The organism is Mesorhizobium sp. WSM4904 (assembly GCF_029674545.1).
Taxonomy (GTDB): Bacteria; Pseudomonadota; Alphaproteobacteria; order Rhizobiales; family Rhizobiaceae; genus Mesorhizobium.
In genome coordinates, this window is sequence record NZ_CP121354.1 from 6,035,280 (window position 1) to 6,052,717 (window position 17,438).

A 17,438-nucleotide genomic window follows, 5' to 3' on the forward strand; every position below is an offset into this window, starting at 1 on the left:
AATGGCACCACGAACCTCCCCGCGCAAAACGCACGAAACTGTTCGCGATGTCTTCGCACACCTGTTCGCGATGTCCCCAGTCCATACAGGGGGGAGATCACAGCTCCAGCGACGGCGTCGATTGACATCAGTAATGCACTCTCCCATACACACCGGGTCAATGTTCTCAGGGCGGGGTGAAAGTCCCCACCGGCGGTAAGGGTCTCGACCCAAGCCCGCGAGCGCCTCCCGGCAACGGGAGGGTCAGCAGATCCGGTGTGATTCCGGAGCCGACGGTTACAGTCCGGATGGAAGAGAACGTACGCAAGGACGGTCCGCTCGCGCGGGCCGGTTTTTTGCGTCGTGCGTCCTGATTCTGGTTCGAAACGGAAGGAAGGACCCATGAATCAGCATTCCCCCAAAGACCGTGCATACCGTCGCGTCGCCGTCATCCGTGCGCGCTGGCACGCCGATATCGTCGACCAGTGCGCGACGGCTTTCGAGGCGGAGCTTGCCGCCCTCGGCGGCTTTGCCGTCGATGTCTTCGACGTGCCGGGCGCCTACGAGATCCCGTTGCACGCCAAGACGCTCGCCGAGACCGGCCGCTACGTCGCGATCCTCGGCACCGCCTTCGTCGTCAACGGCGGCATCTATCGGCACGATTTCGTCGCAAGCGCCGTCATCGACGGCATGATGAACGTGCAACTCGCGACCGGCGTGCCGGTGCTGTCGGCCGTGCTGACGCCGCACAACTACCATGAGAGCGCCGAGCACCACCGTTTCTTCCACGAGCATTTTCGGGTGAAGGGCAAGGAAGCGGCGAAAGCCTGCGTCGAAATCCTTGCCGCGCGCGCACGCATCGCCGCCTGAGCAACCGGTGCACCAGAACTAAACCGATTTGGATTTCAGGACCGCGACGAGAGTGGTTGCGGTGCGTCGAAAATCCGGCCAGAAGCAACGGGCCGCCCGCCTGGGCGGCCTTTCAAACACGGCTCGAACCAGATACGGGAGACTATTCGTTGGCTCGCATCACACTGAGACAATTGCTCGACCATGCCGCCGAACACGGCTATGGCGTGCCTGCCTTCAACATGAACAATATGGAACAGGGGCTCGCCATCATGGAGGCGGCCGAGGAGACCAAGTCGCCGGTCATCCTGCAGGCCAGCCGCGGCGCCCGCGCCTACGCCAATGACGTTGTGCTGGCCAAGCTGATCGACGCGCTGGTCGAAATCCATCCCGACATCCCGGTCTGCATGCATCTCGACCACGGCAACAACGAAGCGACCTGCGTCACCGCGATCCAGTACGGCTTCACCTCGGTGATGATGGACGGCTCGCTGAAGGAGGACGGCAAGTCGCCGGCCGACTACGCCTATAATTCCGGCATAACCCGGCGCGTCGTCGACATGGCGCATTGGGGCGGCGTCTCGGTGGAAGGCGAGATCGGCGTGCTCGGCTCGCTGGAAAGCGGCGGCGGCGAGCAGGAAGACGGCCATGGCGTCGAAGGCGCGATCAGCCACGACCAGTTGCTGACCGACCCCGTGCAGGCCGAGCAGTTCGTGCGCGACACGCATGTCGACGCGCTGGCGGTCGCCATGGGCACCAGCCACGGCGCCTACAAGTTCTCGCGCAAGCCGGACGGCGCGGTGCTGGCGATGAACGTGATCGAGGAAATCCACCGCCGCCTGCCCAACATGCATCTCGTCATGCACGGCTCGTCCTCGGTGCCAGAGGAGCTGCAGGAGATCATCAACAAATATGGTGGCCAGATGAAGCCGACCTGGGGCGTGCCGGTGGAAGAGATCCAGCGCGGCATCAAGCACGGCGTGCGCAAGATCAACATCGACACCGACAACCGCATGGCGCTGACCGGCGCGATCCGCAAGGTGCTGACCGAGAATCCGTCGGAGTTCGATCCGCGCAAATATCTGACGCCCGCCATGGCGGCGATGAAGAAGCTCTGCAAGGAACGCTTCGAGCAGTTCGGCACCGCCGGCAACGCGCCGAAGATCAAGCCGATCCCCTTGTCGGACATGGCCAAGCGCTACAAGTCGGGCAGCCTCGACCCGAAGTTCGGCTGAGTTCGGCCGATCTCGCGATCCGGACGACACCGGGCAGGAGCGGACAAGGTTCCTGCCCGTTTTCGTCGTTCCGGCGCATGCTTACGCGCCGCGCAAAAACTCGATCACCATCGCCGCAGTCCAGGTGAAGCGGCCGCCGCCAAGCGGCGCGCCGCTCTTCGGGTCATAGTATTCGGCAAAGCCGCTTTCCGTGATCAAGTCGAGGCTGGAGCGGGTGATGCGGCGGGCGACCTCACCGTGGCCGGCAGCGAGAAGTCCGTCGGCGATCATGTAGTTGACCACCAGCCAGACCGGACCGCGCCAGTAGCGCCTGGCGTCGAAGCGCGGGTCGGCGGGATCGTGCGACGGTACGATAAAGCGCGCCCTGCCGGCCAGGCGCTCGACGGTTGCCGCAAGCGCGGCGGCGCGGGCCTCGGGGATGGCTGCGAAGGCCGGCAGGATGCCGCTGACGGAGGCGCTGTCGACGAGCTTTCCCGTGACGCGGTCGAGGCAGAGATACTGGCCATGCGCATCGCTCCACAAGCGCGCCATGGCCGCCAGCCCCTTTTCAGCGCGGGCGCGATTGGCTTTGGCGATCTCCAGTTCGCCCAGCGCTTCGGCGAGATCGGCAATATCGGCCGCGGCGCGGATCAGGATGGCGTTGAAGCCGGGATCGACAATCTGGAACGGCGAGGCATCGTGCAGCCGGGCATTGTCCCAGCCCAGCCCGCGAAAATGCTGCACCAGCCAGAGATAGCGGTCGTACTGCGCCTTGGTCGGCCGATGCGCCGGATCGGCATGCAGGATGTCCCGGCGGGTGTAGGGTTCGACGCCTTCGGTCGGCACGCGCTCGAAGGCGTCGTCCCAATCGATCGAGTTGTCGCGGCCAGACTCCCAGGGGTGGATGATCGCAACCAGTCCTTCGCCCTTGGGATCCCGGTTCTCATAGAACCACCGGTGCCAGGCATCGATCTTGGGCAGCAGCCTGCGAGCCCGCTCCACGGCAAGCTTATTGTCGCGCGCCCGGTCGAACAGCCGGCGCACGGCAAAGCCGGCGACGGCCGGCTGGGTGATGCCGGAGGTGGCGGTCGGGCGACCGGTTCGCCAGACCTCGGGCCCGGGAAAGTAGCCATCGTTCCAGACATGGAAGACGATGTGGGGAACCATGCCGTCGGGCCATTGGTGTGCGAACAGCGTTTCGATCTCGGTCCAGGCACGCGCCTCGTCATAGTGGGCGAGGCCAAGCGCCGTGAGGCAGGAATCCCAGTTCCACTGGAACGGATAGAGCCCCTTCGTCGGGATGGTGTAGTCGCCGTGGTCGTTTTCCTTCAGCACCTCGACGGCGCGGGCGATGATGTCTTGGGCAGTGCGGGCTGTCATGGCAGATCGAGGTCTTTCAGAGGGCATTGGTGGTTTCAGGGTCGAACCAGCGGATGCGGTCAGGCTTGGGGGCGAGCCGCAGGCGGTCGCCAACGGCAACGGCGGCGTTGGAGTCGAGCACGGCGCGGAACAGGCCGCCTTCGACGTCGCAAGTGATCAGCGTGTGCGGGCCGAGGGGCTCGATGACGCGCACGGTGGCGGGCAGACCCGCCTCGCCGGCATCGACGTCCTCGGGGCGGATGGCGAATTCGATCTTCTGCCTGTCCGACTTCGGACCGGGCAGCGTCAGCCCGGCGACGCTCCAGCCGCCATTCGCGGCCTTGGTGGCGGGCAGGAAATTCATCGGCGGGTTGCCGATGAAGGAGCCGACGAAGCGAGCGGCCGGATTGCGATAGACTTCTACCGGCGAGGCGGCCTGGACGATCCGGCCCTGATGCATGACGGCGATGCGGTCGGCGAGGCTCATCGCTTCGACCTGATCGTGGGTGACGTAGATGGTCGTGGTTTTCGAGGCCGCCAGCACGCCTTTGAGCTCGGCGCGCATTTCCAGGCGCAGCAGCGCATCGAGATTGGACAGCGGCTCGTCCATCAGGATGACGTCGGGCTCCATGGCGAGCGCGCGGGCAACCGCGACGCGCTGGCGCTGGCCGCCCGAAAGCTGGCCCGAGTAGCGCTTCAAGAGCTGCTCGATATGCATCAACTCTGCGGTGCGGTTGACGCGGCGCTCGACGTCGACCTGCGGCAGCTTCTTCATGCGCAGACCGAAGGCGATGTTCTCGAACACGGTCAGATGCGGAAAGACGGCATAGTTCTGGAACACCATGGCGATGCCGCGGTCGCGCGGCGGCAGATGATCGACGCGGCGGCCGCCGATCCAGACCTCGCCTTGGCTCGGCGTCTCCAGCCCGGCGACGATCCTCAGCAGCGTGGTCTTGCCGCAGCCGGAGGCGCCGAGCAGCACCATGAATTCCTGGTCGGCGATGGCGAGGTCGACCTGATGCAGCGCGGTGAAGCCGCCGAAGCGCTTGGCGACTCCCTTTATGGCGATTTCAGCCATGGGTGTTCTCCCTGCCCTGTGTCATCGGTTGGCGATCCCCCACATGGCGAACAGATATTTCCGGACGGCGAAGATGAAGATCAGCGCCGGCACGACCAGCGCCGCGCCACCGGCGAATTTGAGATAGAGCGGCGACTCGCCGAGGCTCTGCAGCAGGAAGGCGGTCAGCGTGCGGTTCTCGATGGTGAGCACGGCGGCGGCGAAAACCTCGTTCCAGGAGATGGTGAAGGCGAACACGGCGGACGCGGCTATGCCTGGCAGCGCCAGTGGCAGGATCACCTTGCGAAAGGCCTGCCATCGCGTGCAGCCGAGTGTCCAGGCAACCTCCTCCAGTTCGACCGGAATGCCGGAAAACAGCGAGAAGGTGATGAGCACCGCGAAAGGCAGCGCCAGCGTGGTGTGCACCAGCGCCAGTCCGATCGCGGTGTCGTCGAGCCCGGTGCGAATGAACATCACCGCCAGCGGCAGTGCCAGCAGCGGCAGCGGGAAGGCGCGGGTCATCAGCACCAGGAAGCGGAACGCGCCCTTGCCCGGGAAATCGAAGCGCGACAGCGCGTAGCCGGCCGGCGCGCCGAAGCCGATGGAAAGGATCATCGTCAGCGTGGCGACGAGCACCGAGTTCCACAGCGCCCTGGCGACGCCGGCGAAGTTGATGAAGAAGGAGAGGCTGCCGAAATCGAAGGACGGGAAGAAGCGTTTCGGGAACGAGGTCACCTCGTCCGGCGAAGATAGCGCGTTGACGATCAACAGATAGATCGGCAGCAGCACCCAGACGCTGAGCAGGATGGCTGTGGCGACCAGCAGCCAGTCGCCGGCCTTGCGCGCATCGGCGGTTGCAGCCGTGACAGGCGCTTCGGCGACGGCGCTCATATGCGTGCCTCCTTCATATCCGTGCCTCCTTGGGGACGCGCAGCACTCTCAGGAAGAACAGCGTGAAGCCGATCGAGATGGCGAGGATGAGCAGCGCCGAGGCGGCGGCGACATTGCGGTCCTGCAGCGTGAATTGCCAGTTGTAGGTCTCGCCCATCAGCACCGGCAGATTGGTGCCGCCAAGTGCTGCAACGACGGCAAAGACCTCGAAGGCGAGGATGACGCGCAGGATGATCGCCGTCTGCAGGCTGGGGCGCAGCAGCGGAAGCGTGATGCGCACGAAGCGCTTCCATGGGCCGGCGCCGAAGACTTCCGCCGCCTCGTAATATTCCTTGGGGATCAGCCCCATGCCGGCGACGAGGATGACCATCATGATCGCGCTGGCGCGCCAGATCTCGGCCAGCGCCACGGCGATGAAGATGGTGAGCTTGCTCTGGTAGCCGAGGAACATGATCGGCCGGTCGACGATGCCGAGGCCGGAAAGCAGCGTGTTGAGGAAGCCGGACTGGTCGAAGATGGCGAGCCAGATCAGGCCGGCGGCAAGGTCGGAAATGCCGAGCGGTATGGCGAAGATGTAAAGCGCGGCGCTGCGCCCGGTCTCCAGCCGCGACACGATGCTCGCCATCAGCAGCGCCATGGCGAGCTGGATCGGCACGACGATTGCCGCAAGCAGCAGCGTGTTGCGGACGGTGGCCGGAAACTTCCAGCTGCCGGCCATGGTGCGAAAATTGTCGAACGTGAAGGCGCCGTCGCGGGTCACCGCCTCGAAGGCGACCAGCACGAAGGGGTAGAGGAAGAAGACGCACAGGAACAGCGTCGCCGGCATCAGCAGCAGATAGGGCAGAGCCTTGCCGTTCATGGTGTTTATCCTTTGCGCGCCGCAATCGAGGGCCGCGGTCCGGGCGCCCGGAGCACAAGCTCCGGGCACCCCTTGGGAGGATTTTGTGGTGAGGGCTAGTCGACCGGGCAAGCACCCTCGGACGGTTTGTCCGGTGCCCAGCACGGCGCCTTGGCCTGGTCGATGATCGCCTTGAGCGCGGCCGCCTGCTCTTCGAGCACGCCATGCACGTCCTCGCCGCCGAGCACGATGCGCTCGAAGCTGTCGGTGTAGACCTGGTTGAACTTGCCGCCGAGATCGCCGAGACCCATCGGCAGCAGCGCCGGCAGCGCATCGGGGGCGCCGGTCATGGCGGCGATGGCCGGACCGAACGCCTTCACCGAGGCCGGCATGTCGTCAGGCAGCTTGACGTCGACGACAGGGAAGAAATTGGTCGCCTTCAGCGTCGCGATCTGCGTCTCCGGTTTCAGCATGTAGGCGACCAGCGCCTTGGCCTTGTCGATGTCCGGCGAGGTCTTCGGGATGGCGACGCCGGCCACCACCGGCATGAAGCCGCGGCCGGCGGGACCGGCCGGCGCCGGGAAGGCGACGAAGTCGCCGGGCTTCTGATTGAAGGCGTCGGCGAGGCGGGCGACGTGGTCGAACGCAATCCACACCTCGCCGCTCAGCAGCGGCTCCTGCATGAAGGCGTAGTTGGTCGAGTTCGGGTTGGTGTACTGCCACAGCTCCTTGAACTTGTTCCAGGCGGTTTCGGCTTCGGGCGAGCGGAACTTGGTCACCATCGAGCCGGTATAGGAGGGATAGAGAAAACCCTCGAAGAAGCGGTGCCTCAGCCCCTTGGGCCCGGCCGGAAAGCCGAATTTCGGCGAGCCGGTCTTTTCGGCGATGGTCTTCGACCATTCGATCAGCTGGTCGTAGGTGATGGTGTTGAGATCGACGCCCGGCGGCAGATATTGCAGCGCCTGCTTGTTCGCCGCCATCAGGTAGGTGGCCTGCATCCAGGGCATGTATTTCTGCTCGCCGGTGCCGAGCATGCCGAGCTTCTTGTAGGCCTCGTTGACCTTGACCCCTCCGACATCGACGGCGGACAGGTCGACCAGGTCGGCGCCGACGGTGGAGAAGTCGCCATGCAGGCCGCCGAGCAGGCCGATGGTGCCGGAGCCGGCCTGCAATTCGGCCTGCAGGCGGGTGAGCCAGGGGCCGTCCTCGGCGACCTGATAGTCGACCGGACCGTCGAAGCCTTTCAGCACCTCGTCACGCATCTTCTGCGTTTCCTCGACCGGGCGCGCCTGGGTCGACCAGAACAGTACCTGCTGCGCCTGGGCGCCGCCAACGGCAAAGGACAGTGCCAGCGCAGCACCCGCCAGTTTCCTCAACATGGTCTTCATGCTCTTCCTCCCTGGGTTGGCGCCGTCATGTCGGCGTCAGTTTCTTGTCCGCGGCGCGGGTCCATGGCTCGCCCTTGGCACCAAGGTCGGCCGTATCAGCCGCGTCAGCGGCTCGGCCGGCCTGTCGACAATGACGGTGAGCAGCATGTCGGCGATCTCGCGCGCACACTGGCGGATCGAAGCGTCGAACGTGGTCAGGCCGGGCGGCGCATAGGCCGAGGCAAGGACGTTATCGAAGCCGATGACGGAGAGGTCGCGCGGCACAGTGAGGCCGGCGCGCGCCGCCTCCTCCATGACCGTCAGCGCCAGCTCGTCGAACAGGGCGACGATCGCGGTCGGGCGGTCGGGACCCTGCAGCATGCGGTTGACGGCCTGGATGCGGGCGCCGCGATCGAAGCGCGGCGCGGTCGCCACGTCGAGCCGCACCGATGGATCGCCGCGACGGGCGATGGCGGCGGCGAGACCGTCCTGCCTGAGATGCCTGAAGGTCATCGGCTCGGAAATCGTCACCAGGCCGAAATGGCGGTGGCCGAGATCGTAGAGCATGTCGAAGGCTTCGCCGAAGGCATGGGCGCCATCGGTGTCGAGCCAATTGTAGGCAAAGTCGCTGTCGAGCAGCCGGCCATGGGCGACGAACGGAAAGCCGCGCTGGCGCAGATAGGCGAGCCGCTCGTCGATCTCGGCGATGCGGGTGACGACGACGCCGTCGGCGCGCCCGGATTCGACGACATGGCGCAGCACGGCAAGCTCGGCCTGATCCTGCGCTGCGGTGGCGAGAATGAGGTCGGCGCCATGCGCCACCAGCCCCTCGCCGAGTCCGGTGACGAACTCGCCGAGGAAGGAATCGACCAGGTTCGGACCGCGGATCGGCAGCACCAGACCGATGAAGCCGCTGCGGCCAGAAACCAGCGTGCGCGCCGCGGTGTTGGGGACATAGCCAGCCTGGCGCGCCGCCTGGGCAACGCGCTCGCGCGTCTTCAGGGCGATCTGCTGATGGCCCGCAAGCGCCCTCGATACCGTCGTGATCGACAAGCCGAGGCTGGCCGCAAGCTCCTTCAGCGTGGTGACACGGGCCGGCAATCGTTCCTCCCGAATGTAGTGTTGAAACGTTTGTAATCGGCTTTTATGGAATTGCAAACGTTTTAAATTTTGCAATCAGGCGTCGAGGATCAAGCCGCGCCCTTGTGGAATTGCTCTGGGCGCTGCAAGTCGGGGAGCCCCGACCCGAAGTTCGGCTAAACCACCATCTCCCGCGGGACCGGCTGAAATCCGTCGCGAGAGGCCATCCGCCACTCCGCCAGGACGAATTCGGCGGAACTTCACGCCGGCGAATCGGTTCCTGTGCTGACACCTTCCTCGCCCCATCCGCAGGCAAGGAGCAGATCATGAGCAAGGATCGCGACAAGGAAGGCCCGGTCTTTTCCGGGCAGGACGTGCGCCAAGGCGAAATCATCCTGCGCACGCGCGCAAGGCGTATCATCTTCATCGCCGGGCTCGTTGGCGTCGTCGTGCTGGCACTGGTGCTGAGCATCGTCGTCCGATGAAGGACCGTTCGCGCTTACGGAATCGAGCTGCGCCGGCCACGGAACCATCGGCGGCCAAGCCCAGTTGAACATTCCAGACGCAACGGAGGGCGCCCTGGCTGCCCTGACGGACGATGTTCGAGCCGCTTTGCTGCGACATGCCGCTTCATCCGACCTGGCCGGATCTCGCCGCGCGGCTGCTGGCGACACTGGTCGCAGGTTTTCTCATCGGTTTGAACCGCGAAGCGCGCGGCCACTCCGCCGGGCTGCGCACGACCATACTGGTCGGCCTTGCGGCTTGCGTCGCCATGGTCCAGGCCAACATGCTGCTCGATGTGTCCGGCAAAGCGCCGGACTCCTTCGTGCGCATGGACGTGATGCGTTTTGCGCTCGGCGTGCTCACCGGCGTCGGCTTCATCGGCGGCGGCGCCATCCTGAGGCGCGGCGATCTCGTCACCGGCGTCACCACCGCCGCCACCATGTGGATCGTGACGATGATCGGGCTGGCCTTCGGCGGCGGTCAGTTCGGCCTCGCCGCAATCGCGACCGTTCTAACGCTGGTGACCCTGCAGGCCCTGAAATGGGTCGATTTGAAGATTTCTCGCGACCACAAGGCGATCCTGTCGGTCTCATGGCCGAAGAGTTCGCCGCCCGACATTGGGGACATGGTGCGCCCGCTCGGCTACGACGCACGCTTCGTCGGCATGGAGCACGATACCGACCGCGACTGCTTCGTGTTTTCCTTCAACGTTCAATGGAAGCAGCCCGAAGCGCTCGAGCCTTCGACGGACGTGCTGGCGGTGATCGCCGAGCACTGCGCGGTCGAGCGCTTCGAGGTGATCGGCGAGAAGCCGTTTTGATCGTCGGCCGGCAGGCTTACTCGGAGGCGGTTGGCGCCTCGGCGTCGGCGCGAATGAGCTTGATATCCGCTCCCGCCGCCCAGGCGCCAATGTCCTCGCGGCGCAGCGCCGCCGCCATCATGTCGGGGAAATGATCGGGCGTGCAGGCAAAGACCGGGATACCCAGCGCGGCGACCGAACCGGCCATCGACGGATCGTAGCCGGGGCGGCCCTGATCGGTGAGGGCGAGCAGCACGATGACATTGACGCCGGACCGAACGAGCGCGGCCAGTCTTTGCAGAAGCTCCTGGCCGTTGCCGCCTTCGTAGAGATCGGTGATCAGCACGAAATGCGCCTTGGTCGGCCGTTCGATGCGCCCGGCGCAATAGGCGACCGCCTGGTTGATGTCGGTGCCGCCGCCGAGCTGGACGCCGAACAGCACTTCGACCGGATCGCTGAGCTCTTCCGTCAGGTCGACGATCGCGGTGTCGAAGCAGACGAGTTTTGTGCGCACGACCGGCAGCGAAGCCATGAGGGCGGCGAAGATCGACGCATAAATCACCGAACTTGCCATTGAACCTGACTGGTCGACGCATAAAGTCACCTCGTCGAGGTCGACAAGCCGGCGCTGGCGACGCATGAAGCCGACCAGCTTTTCCGGCACCACGGTCTTGTGGTCCGGCTGATAGTGGCGAAGGTTGGCCGCGATGGTGCGCGGCCAGTCGATGTCGCGCTGCCGCGGCCGGTTGGTGCGCCGCGAGCGGTCGAGCGCGCCGCGGATCGCCTCGGCGGTCTTCTGCTCCAGGCGCTGCATCAGCTTGGCGACGATGTCGGAAATGATGGAGCGGGCGATGTCCTTGGTCTTCTCCGGCATAGCCGAGCGCAGCGAGACCAAGTCGGCGACGAGATTGACGTCGGCCTCGATCGCCTTGAGGAACTCCGGCTCCATCAGCATCTGCTTCAGGTTCAGCCGCTCGAAGGCGTCCTTCTGCACGACCTGGACGACCTGTTCGGGAAAGAACGAGCGGATATCGCCCATCCATTGCGCGACACGCGGCGCCGAGCGGCCGAGCCCGCCGCGCCGCTTGCGCGGATCGCCGGCCGCCTCGCCATCGCCATAGAGCGCGTCGAGCGCCGCCGACAGCCGGCGGTCCTCGGCCGAGAGCGCAGAGGAAGTTTCATCGTCGGCGCCGATCGCCAGGCGCCAGCGGCGCTCTCGTTTGTCTTGCGTCGAATTGAGGTCCGGGCCGACCGTTTCATCATCCATGGCCGGCCTCCCCCGCAAGCAGCTTGCCGATGATGCCGAGATGCCGGCGCCAGGCCTCGCCGCCGTCCGGCGCCGGCATCAGGCCGGCGGGGAGGCTCGCCCGGCGGCCAAGCACGGCCTCGATCAGGCGGCGGCGCTCCATGCTGTCGAGATTGGAAAAGACGCGGCGCAGCAAGGGCAGATGCGCCACGAACGCCTCTTCGTCGAGCGATGCCAGCCATGCATCGACGGCGCCGCGCAGGCCCTCGTCATAGATAAGCCTCTGGCCGGCGCCGCTGAAGAAGCCTTCGAAGAAAGCGGCAGCATCGATCACCGGCGTTCCCGGCGACAGGCGCTTTGCCAAAAGGTCGGCCGTGGCTTCGGCCGAGAGCCGCCCGGCCTCGTAGAGCAGATGCGCGGCACAGCCGGCAACGAGCGCCGTCGAGCGCGACGAATCGAGCACGGCCGTCAGGCCGTTCCGCCACGCCTCCAGGACATGTTCGTCCGGCTCCACCAGCCTGATTGCCTCGTCGGCCTTGCGCAGCGCGCCCATCAGCGCCGCGGCTGCCTGAGCGTCGAGGTCGCGCGCCGCATAGGGCAGCGCCATCGAACCCTCGATGATCAGCCGTTCCAAGAGGCCGGCAAGGCGCTCGGTCTCGGTCTTGCGCGCTTCGCCGTAGCGGATGATGTCGGCCAGCGGCGGCACCGAAGCCAGCAGTTCCAGGCATTCGCTGCTGTGCGCCGCCTTTTCCTCGAGCGCGGCGAGGCCGGCCGCGGACGCCTCGCTCAAGGCGGCCGTGATCGCGCTCTGGACCAGCGCAGCCAGAGCGTCGAGCGCTGTGGCCGCGCCGATCATCTGGACAAGGCGGCCGTTGGCGGCCTTCTCGATGGTCGGCCCGTAGATCAGGTTTTCGACCAGGCGCACGGCATATTCCGGCTGCCAGGCCAGCATCCAGCGCTCGCGGAACGTGCCGCGGCTGCGGCCGACATCCGTCAGCCTGCCCCAGTTCACGCCAAGCACGTTCAGACGGTGCAGCAGCGTCGAGCGGAAGAGTCCGCTGTCGCTGCGCAGGTCGATGGACAGTTCCCGCTCAAGCGCCTCTGGTTTCAGCCTGGCGGCTTTCTGGTTGCGCTGCAGGTCGTCGATCAGCGGCGCAAGCGGCGTGTCGGCCGGGATCTCGCCGACATCGGCGCCGAGCAGCAGTTCGGCCTCGACCATCTTCCACAGCAGGGCCTCGCCGTTGAAAAGGGCTGAAATCGAGGCATCGCGCAACTCCTCGAAGCCCGGCTTCGGCCGTTCGCGGATGGCGGCGAGCGCACGCGCCAGACGCTCCGCTTCGATCAGCGACGCCGTCGAGATCATGTGGCCCTTGGCGCGGAGTACCGCGGCGATCTGCGCGAGCCACAGAACCGAGGCGTCGTCCTGCCCCCGCGTCTGCCACAGATGCTTGCACCAGCCGGGCGCGACGACGCCGGCGCCGTAGCCATGGCCCAGCGCCAGGCGCGGTCCAGTCCACGGCGCATAAGTCATCGTGGTCTTGCGCCGGCCGGTGCCCCTGAGCAGCGCCTGGTCGCTCTTTTGTGTGTGCGCGGCCCGCAAGGCCGGCACATGCCAGGCGCCGCAGACGACGGCCAGCGGTCCGTCGAACTCCTTGCGCGCGGCCGCGATCTCCAGCCGCATATGCGCCTCGCGCATAGCCTCGAACTCGCCGATCGCGCCCTCGCCGTCGCGCAGCGTCGTCATCGCGTCGGCGATGGCCGCGAAGATCGGGCCAGGATCAGGGTTCTGCTCGATGATATCCGACCACCAGCTTTCGCCGTCCTCATAGCCGGCGGCGCGCGCCAAGGTGCCTATCGGATCCTGGATGCGCGTGGTCTCTTCGCTCTGCGCTTCCGTGACTTCGGCCTCGGCGGCATCGGCGTCGGTCGATCCTTCAGGCGCCCTCTCCGCAAGCCTCGCGGCCGACGGAAGATCGATGAAGCGCAGCGCCGCCTTGTTGGCGACGGCCCAACGTGCTGCCTGATATTCCGGCGAGAATTCGGCGAAGGGCCAGAAGCTGGTCGCGGCTGGGTCGTCCTCCGGATAGCAGAGCAGCGCCACCGGCGGCCTCATCTCGGGGCTGGCAAGCAGCGGCAGCAGCGCCGACGCGTCCGCCGGCCCCTCGATCAGCACGGCGACCGGCTGAAATTCCTGCAACGCCTTGACCAGGCTCGCGGCAGAGCCCGGCCCGTGATGGCGTATGCCGAAATAGCTGATGCCGCGCTCAGTCATGGCTCAGATGGCCGCGTTCAACGCCGCGTAGTAGCCGGCATAGTCCGGCCGCTTCTTCAGCACCGTCTCAAGATATTCCTCGAGCACGACCTTGTCCTGGACCGGATCCTTGACGATCGCGCCGACAAGGCTCGGAGCCAGGCCTTCGGCATGGAGCTTGCCGCCGTCGAACCACGCCGCCTGGCTGAGGCCGCTGATCATCGTGGCGATCGCCTCGGCGGTGGAGAGCGAGCCCGACGGCGTCTTCAGCGTCACCTTGCCGTCCGAGGTCGCGCCGGAGCGCAGTTCGCGGAAGATAGTGAGCACGCGGGCGATCTCCTCGCCGACATTTTTCGGCACCGGCAAGTCCAGCCCGCCGGCCATCTCGCCGACGCGCCTGGAGACGATTGAGACCTCTTCCGCCATATCCTCCGGCAGAGGCAACACCACGACATTGAAGCGCCGCTTCAGAGCCGAGGAGAGTTCGTTGACGCCCTTGTCGCGGTTGTTGGCCGTCGCGATGATGTTGAAGCCGCGCTGCGCGTAGATCGAGGTGTTAAGTTCCGGCACCGGCATCATTTTTTCGGACAGCACGGTGATCAACGTGTCCTGCACGTCGGAACCCATGCGCGTCAGCTCTTCGAGGCGGCAGAGCTTGCCATCCTGCATGGCGCGATAGAGCGGCGTCGGCACCAGCGCCTCCTGGCTCGGGCCTTTTGCCAGCAGCTGGGCGTAGTTCCAGCCATAGCGGATCTGGTTCTCGTCGGTGCCGGCCGTGCATTGCACGATCAGCGTCGAGTTCCCCATGATGGCACCGGCGAGATGTTCCGAGACCCAGGACTTCGCCGTTCCCGGCACGCCGAGCAGAAGCAGCGCCCGGTCGGTCGCGAGCGTCGCCACCGCAGTTTCCATCAGTTGGCGGCGGCCAACATATTTCGGCGTGATGAGCGTGCCGTCGCTCGCCTTGCCGCCCATCAGGTAAGTGAGGACGGCCTTTGGCGACAGGCTCCAGCCGGCAGGCTTTTGCCGATCATCGTCGCGCGCGAGCGCCTGCAGTTCGGCGGCGTAGACCTGCTCGGCCGGAAGGCGGATGGCTGCGTTCATGCGATCTCTCCGGGTTGATCATCTGGTTGGGTTTCCGGCCAGCGCCGCGTTGAGGCGCAGCAGGCCGAGCGACGGGGAAGCCGGCGGCAGGCCGGCGGCGACGACCTCGCCGATCAATTTTTCCGCCGTCATAGGATTGGCCAGAAAGCCCAGGGTTTCGAGATGTTGCTCGGCGTTTCGTTTCGTGACGTCGTTGTCGCCCGAGACGGCGGACCGCAGCGCCGAAAGCGTCTTGCCCTTTGCTAGGTCGCTCCATTCGAGCCAGCTTGCTTCCGCGCCTTCGACCATGTTGAGAGCGGCCAGGTTTTGCGCATCATTCAGGATCTGCCTGATCAGGACGCGCTTCCTGCCGCCATCCAAACGCAACATGAGCTGGAGGGCGAGAATCGCCAGCCTGCCGCCGGCGGCGGCAAGCAGATCCGCCAGAGAGGCCACCGCCGCGTCGCCGCCGGACACCGAGACCATTCGAACCAGAAAGAGATCGGCGCCGTCATCGACGCCGAACTGCCATGCGCCGATGAAATCAGGCTCGGTCCTGCCAAAGCGGGCGACGAGATCGCCGAAGTAACAGGTGGCGAACAAGTCGGCGCGACGTGCTTGTTGCGCCTGTGACTTGGGTTTTGTCGGCGCGTAGGTGGAGCGGCGGCGGATGAAGCCGGATTTGCCTTCCTCGATGAAAGCGGCGAGCTCAGCTGTCGGATCTTCCGACCCGCCATCCGTTGGATTGCCACGTTCCCCCAATCTTGCCAGCAGCCGGCCAGCCATTTCGCGCACCTTGCCTGAGCGGTCGGCGGACAGGCTCTTCAGAAACGGAACGTCATCGGCACTCAGGCCGAAGCGCATGAGTTCAATGAGCGCCAGCCTGACCTCCGCCGGCTCGCTTGCCCCCTTGGTCTCGATAAGAGTGCGCGCCAAGGCAGGCATGGTGCGCCGTAAATCGACCAGCGCGCTACGGCGCGCGGCGGGATAGAAATCATCCCAGGTTTCCGCCGTCAGATGCTCGCGTCGAGGCTGTTTTTCGCTGTCCGCGCCCGCCTGCCAATCGACCCAGGGGCCGTAGACGTCCGGACTTTCCTGATATGACGCGGCGGGCATCCAATCCATCGGATGCAGCACGAAGCCGCGGCTGGCGACAAGCGTTGCCACGCGGGTCTTGAGCCTCGCATCGGCCGCGTATTTCAATGCGGCACGCAGCAACGGCCGCAGGCGATCGGGAAGCATAGGCAGCGCAAGCACCGGCAGGGGTGGACGCCGTTTCAAGGTTTTCGGCGCCGCCGGCCGAAGCGCGACATCCAGCGCCTGGGCGGCGATCGCCAACAGCCGCCGCTCCTGCTCGTCGGGGTTGGCGGCAGCTGCAAGCTCCTTCCACTCGGCCGGTGCAAGCTCGAAACCGACGCCGCCCGAAATCCAGCCGTCGCGCAATCTTGCCAGCCCTGCCTGCTCCAGCTCGTTCATGACAGGTCGAGCCTCCCGATGCTGCTCTGCGATGCCAGGAGCTCGAGCCTGGCGCCGTTCCAGAGCGCTGCCGTCGCCGCGAGGTCGAAGCCGAGCAAAGTCTGGCTGACGGAACCCGCGACAGGCAGGGCGATGCCATGCGGATCGCTGGCCGGCTGCCACCAGGCGCCGTCCTTCTCATCCAGCGCGATGGCACCCGCCGGCAAGATGATGGGGCAGTCCGAGAGCCAGGGCGCGCCATCCTGGAACGCGGCGTAAGCGGCCAGCGGATCGCCGGTAGCGTCTTCAGCGAAAATTGGCCACGCGCCCGGCGCCGCATCGCCCAGTCGTTCCGCGACCAGCGCCCGCAGCGGATTGCGGGACGGATAGAACACCAGCCTCGCCTTGAAGCGATCCCCCGGCGCGAAGGCGCCGGAGCGCCGCCCGGCCGACGCCGGAAAGAAGTCGAGCAGCACCGCAAAGCGAGGCGTGGGGCTTTTCAGATCGAGCAGCCAGGTCGCGTGACTGACGAGGCCGTCGCGGCGACTCTCGATCTTCTCGCCGAGCACCTCCCAGTCGCTCTCGACCTGGATGGCATCCGGATTGGCAAGGATCTGGTCGCGCGTCTCCGATGTCGAGACCAAGCGCTTCAGCTCGGCATCGTCGGGCGCAGCGCGCCAGGCCTTGGCGATGAGCACCAGCTTGCCGAGCTCGCGGATCGCAGCGTCCGGCCGCTCCTCGCTGCGCAGCGCCATCAGCCGCGCCGGCAGCTCGTCGATACGACCGGCCAAAGCGGTCGCCTTCAGGTCGACAAGCCGCGCGGCGATGCGGCGACAGCGCTCGCTGCTGGCGTCGACAAATCCGGCAAGGCCAAGCCGCAGCTGGTCGGCAATCCACTGGTCGAGCTCATCGAGCGCCGCCGAAACCGCGGTTCGCGTGTCCTCAGCCCGCTTGCGCTGTGCCGCCTCACGGCGTTCGGCGGCCGCGGCGTCTTCGACCGGGGCGCTCTGCTCAGGCCGCGCGGCCTCTTCGATGCTCTTGCCTTCGGCGCGTGCTGGCGCTGCCGTTGGCGGCTGGCCCGGCTTGCGGCGGCGGCCAAGCCAGTCGTTCACCCATTCCGGCGTCTGATCGACCCGGGCGAAACTGTCTGGCGCGGTGGCGCCGATCCACATCAGCGCCAGAATGTGCTTGCACGGAAACTTGCGCGACGGACAGGTGCATTTATAACCGTGATCCGACGTATCGAATGCGACCCGGTAGGGATTCGAGCCGGAGCCCTGGCATTCGCCCCAGATCAGCGGCAGCTGTTCATGCGCTTCAAGCCGGGGCCAGTTCGACCGCTTGGTCAGCTTGGCGGCGGCGCCAAGCGAGGCCTGATCGGGGGCTAAAGCCTCGATTGTCTTCAAATCCAACTGCAAGCTGCTTCCCCATGACCCCGAAGCATGATGTCGCGACGATTGATAGCC

General features: G+C 66.0%; 15 protein-coding genes and 1 riboswitch. Of the genes, 4 read left to right on the plus strand and 11 right to left on the minus strand.

All coding sequences use genetic code 11. The features are described 5' to 3' along the window. Positions 1 to 158: 158 nt before the first annotated feature. Positions 159 to 303: riboswitch (FMN riboswitch) on the plus strand. A gap of 78 nt (positions 304 to 381) precedes the next feature. Together QAZ47_RS29315 and fba are read left to right on the plus strand one after the other, a co-directional pair. After that, the gene (locus tag QAZ47_RS29315; protein ID WP_278231690.1) at positions 382 to 849 is read left to right on the plus strand and encodes a 6,7-dimethyl-8-ribityllumazine synthase; all 468 of its coding nucleotides are present in this window, start codon (positions 382 to 384) and stop codon (positions 847 to 849) included. A gap of 149 nt (positions 850 to 998) precedes the next feature. Beyond that, positions 999 to 2,063: a class II fructose-bisphosphate aldolase gene (gene fba, locus QAZ47_RS29320; RefSeq protein ID WP_059185845.1), complete on the plus strand. Its 1,065-nt coding sequence runs from the start codon at positions 999 to 1,001 to the stop codon at positions 2,061 to 2,063. 81 nt (positions 2,064 to 2,144) lie between these two features. On the opposite strand, the gene QAZ47_RS29325 is transcribed toward fba, so the two are convergent. From QAZ47_RS29325 to QAZ47_RS29350, 6 genes are all read right to left on the minus strand, one after another. Further along, positions 2,145 to 3,422, minus strand: coding sequence for a trehalase family glycosidase (locus QAZ47_RS29325; RefSeq protein WP_278231691.1), 1,278 nt, complete (start codon positions 3,420 to 3,422; stop codon positions 2,145 to 2,147). A gap of 16 nt (positions 3,423 to 3,438) precedes the next feature. Then, positions 3,439 to 4,479 carry an ABC transporter ATP-binding protein gene (locus tag QAZ47_RS29330; RefSeq protein WP_278231692.1) on the minus strand — a complete coding sequence of 347 codons (1,041 nt, stop codon included), beginning with the start codon at positions 4,477 to 4,479 and terminating at the stop codon, positions 3,439 to 3,441. Positions 4,480 to 4,500: 21 nt separating this feature from the next. Continuing rightward, positions 4,501 to 5,349 carry a carbohydrate ABC transporter permease gene (locus QAZ47_RS29335; RefSeq protein WP_278231693.1) on the minus strand — a complete coding sequence of 283 codons (849 nt, stop codon included), beginning with the start codon at positions 5,347 to 5,349 and terminating at the stop codon, positions 4,501 to 4,503. Positions 5,350 to 5,362: 13 nt separating this feature from the next. Beyond that, positions 5,363 to 6,208: a sugar ABC transporter permease gene (locus QAZ47_RS29340; protein WP_278231694.1), complete on the minus strand. Its 846-nt coding sequence runs from the start codon at positions 6,206 to 6,208 to the stop codon at positions 5,363 to 5,365. A gap of 95 nt (positions 6,209 to 6,303) precedes the next feature. Further along, entirely contained in the window at positions 6,304 to 7,575 is a 1,272-nt protein-coding gene (locus QAZ47_RS29345) for an ABC transporter substrate-binding protein (RefSeq protein WP_278231695.1), read from the minus strand. Positions 7,576 to 7,611: 36 nt separating this feature from the next. Continuing rightward, on the minus strand, positions 7,612 to 8,655 hold the full coding sequence (locus QAZ47_RS29350; RefSeq protein WP_278204421.1) for a substrate-binding domain-containing protein: 1,044 nt from the start codon (positions 8,653 to 8,655) through the stop codon (positions 7,612 to 7,614). A 305-nt stretch (positions 8,656 to 8,960) separates the two neighbouring features. On the opposite strand from QAZ47_RS29350, the gene QAZ47_RS29355 reads away from it, so the two are divergent. Together QAZ47_RS29355 and QAZ47_RS29360 are read left to right on the plus strand one after the other, a co-directional pair. Beyond that, positions 8,961 to 9,119: a peptide ABC transporter permease gene (locus tag QAZ47_RS29355; protein ID WP_278204422.1), complete on the plus strand. Its 159-nt coding sequence runs from the start codon at positions 8,961 to 8,963 to the stop codon at positions 9,117 to 9,119. A gap of 113 nt (positions 9,120 to 9,232) precedes the next feature. Further along, positions 9,233 to 9,958: an MgtC/SapB family protein gene (locus QAZ47_RS29360; RefSeq protein ID WP_278231696.1), complete on the plus strand. Its 726-nt coding sequence runs from the start codon at positions 9,233 to 9,235 to the stop codon at positions 9,956 to 9,958. 16 nt (positions 9,959 to 9,974) lie between these two features. On the opposite strand, the gene QAZ47_RS29365 is transcribed toward QAZ47_RS29360, so the two are convergent. The 5 genes from QAZ47_RS29365 to QAZ47_RS29385 are packed head-to-tail and all read right to left on the minus strand — an operon-like array spanning position 9,975 to position 17,384. Then, positions 9,975 to 11,204: a VWA domain-containing protein gene (locus QAZ47_RS29365; RefSeq protein WP_278231697.1), complete on the minus strand. Its 1,230-nt coding sequence runs from the start codon at positions 11,202 to 11,204 to the stop codon at positions 9,975 to 9,977. Further along, on the minus strand, positions 11,197 to 13,455 hold the full coding sequence (locus QAZ47_RS29370; RefSeq protein ID WP_278231698.1) for a DUF5682 family protein: 2,259 nt from the start codon (positions 13,453 to 13,455) through the stop codon (positions 11,197 to 11,199). Before QAZ47_RS29370 ends, QAZ47_RS29365 begins: the two co-directional genes overlap by 8 nt. Before the next feature lie 3 nt (positions 13,456 to 13,458). Next, positions 13,459 to 14,538, minus strand: coding sequence for an AAA family ATPase (locus QAZ47_RS29375; RefSeq protein ID WP_278231699.1), 1,080 nt, complete (start codon positions 14,536 to 14,538; stop codon positions 13,459 to 13,461). An 18-nt stretch (positions 14,539 to 14,556) separates the two neighbouring features. Next, positions 14,557 to 15,960 (minus strand): DUF5691 domain-containing protein, encoded by a 1,404-nt coding sequence (locus QAZ47_RS29380; protein ID WP_278231700.1) that lies wholly within the window; start codon positions 15,958 to 15,960, stop codon positions 14,557 to 14,559. 29 nt (positions 15,961 to 15,989) lie between these two features. Continuing rightward, the gene (locus QAZ47_RS29385) at positions 15,990 to 17,384 is read right to left on the minus strand and encodes an SWIM zinc finger family protein (protein WP_278231701.1); all 1,395 of its coding nucleotides are present in this window, start codon (positions 17,382 to 17,384) and stop codon (positions 15,990 to 15,992) included. Positions 17,385 to 17,438 lie beyond the last annotated feature (54 nt).